The organism is Lapidilactobacillus concavus DSM 17758 (genome assembly GCF_001435835.1).
GTDB lineage: Bacteria > Bacillota > Bacilli > Lactobacillales > Lactobacillaceae > Lapidilactobacillus > Lapidilactobacillus concavus.
This window is the reverse complement of record NZ_AZFX01000014.1, coordinates 1-1,659: the sequence shown is the minus strand read 5'-3', so window position 1 is coordinate 1,659 and position 1,659 is coordinate 1. Positions and strand designations below refer to the sequence as shown.

Here is a 1,659-nt window from a genome sequence, read left to right as displayed (position 1 = left end):
GGTACTGTGCCCTGTCAAGTTTACACATTAAATAATAAAAATTAGTTGGCTTTGCCAAAACGGTATTCCGCTGCGGTAAGGTCATTTCTCTTCACTGAGATAAATTTTTCAGTGAAATAGGTAATTCCTTCTCTAACTTGTCCTTCTAGTTCTAATAATGTTTGTGCTTTAGGCAGGTGTGCGATCCAAATAGCCTTAAAATCTGCCCACCAATGTTCTATTACGGCATTGTCAGCCGGTGTCCCTGGTGCTGAATAACTGTGTTGGGCATCATTAACTACTAAATACTGATTAAATGCTTTGGAAGTATACGCCGCACCACGATCAGTATGAATTAACGGAGCTAGTGCTCCTTCCTTCATCCGTGCTTGCTCGAACACTTGAACTACTCCTTCAGCGGTTTCTGTAGGTGTAATTAACCAGCTTACTGGATATTGACCATATAAATCTAATACTACATGTAGACGAACTTTATTAAGCCGGATTCCGTAATTTAGTTCCGTCGTATCCGTAACCCAAACTTGGTTAGCTGCGGTTTGGTCAAATTGTCGGTTAAGAATATTTTCAGCTTCATAAGTTTGCTGGGCTTGAATACGTTTATGGGTTGGCTGACGATAGTCAGCTTTGATACTATGGTCTTTCATAATGCGAATGACTCGTTTCTTATTGACGGTATAAGGAATCTGATGACTTAACTTGATTAACCTAGTCATTTTGTCATAGCCAACGCTTTGCTTGTGTTCATTTTCTAACTGTTTAATCAATTGGAGAATCTCCGATTCTTCAATCTCATATTTAGTCGGTTCATGTTTCAGCCATTTGTAGTAAGCCTGTCTAGTAATTCCAGCGACCTTGGTCAATTCACTAATAGAATAACCTTCATTGTTCATTTCTTGAATCGCTTGATATCGTCCGGTCGTTTCACCTCCCGATTGCGTATTTCGACTAATTTTTTTGCAAAAGCGATTTGCAGCTCCCGTTCACGGTCACGAGCTTCTAGCTCACGAACTCGTTTCCTTAGTCTTTCTAGTTCATTAGTGGGCTCTTTTCCTTTATTACGCCCACGGTTATCTTTTAGTACTTCCCAGTCGCTATTTACTCGGTACTTCCGTACCCAAGAATAAACTCGTTGGTAACTAATATCATACTTCTCTGCAGCCGCTTTATAGTTATTGTTATGTTCAATTGTCCATCGGACAATCTGCCTCTTTTCATCAAAGGTTACTTTTCGTCCCATTTTTCTGACTCGCTTTCTCGTTGTCTGATTAACTCGGAGTTTGTCATTATTGTAACTGATAACCCATTGATGTAGTTGAGAAATATTTCTAATTTGATACTGCTGGAGAATTGCTTGATTAGTATACTTGCCAGAAAGATAAGCTTTTACAGCAGTTAACTTAGTCTCTAATGAGTACTTCTGATTATGCTTAGGTCTAATTAATCCCGCCAATCCAGCGAGTAGGAATTGCTTAATCCACTTACTCATGTTTGCTGGTCGGACACCATGGTAATCGGAGTACACCGTTAAACCATAATCCGATTTCTGATAATCATGAAGTAATTTAAGCTTTTCAATAGTTGAATAACTTACAATGCAAAACACCCCCTAGGATTCACACTTTTATTATTTAAAGTGTAAACCCTAAGGGGTATTGTACG

General features: G+C 38.9%; 2 protein-coding genes. Both read right to left on the bottom strand.

All coding sequences use genetic code 11. The features are described from left to right. Nucleotides 1–41: 41 nt before the first annotated feature. Complete coding sequence (locus FC15_RS02255; protein ID WP_146979180.1) at nt 42–950, bottom strand: IS3 family transposase; 909 nt, start codon at nt 948–950, stop codon at nt 42–44. Beyond that, a complete protein-coding gene (locus FC15_RS02250) occupies nt 887–1,486 on the bottom strand; it encodes a helix-turn-helix domain-containing protein (protein WP_010011392.1) in 600 nt (199 codons plus the stop codon). The genes FC15_RS02255 and FC15_RS02250 overlap by 64 nt, the downstream gene beginning before the upstream one ends. Nucleotides 1,487–1,659 lie beyond the last annotated feature (173 nt).

Coding starts and splice junctions, on each gene's coding strand:
- FC15_RS02250 (WP_010011392.1), bottom strand. CDS start 1,486: ATGAGTAAGTGGATTAAGCAATTCCTACTCGCTGGATTGGCGGGATTA.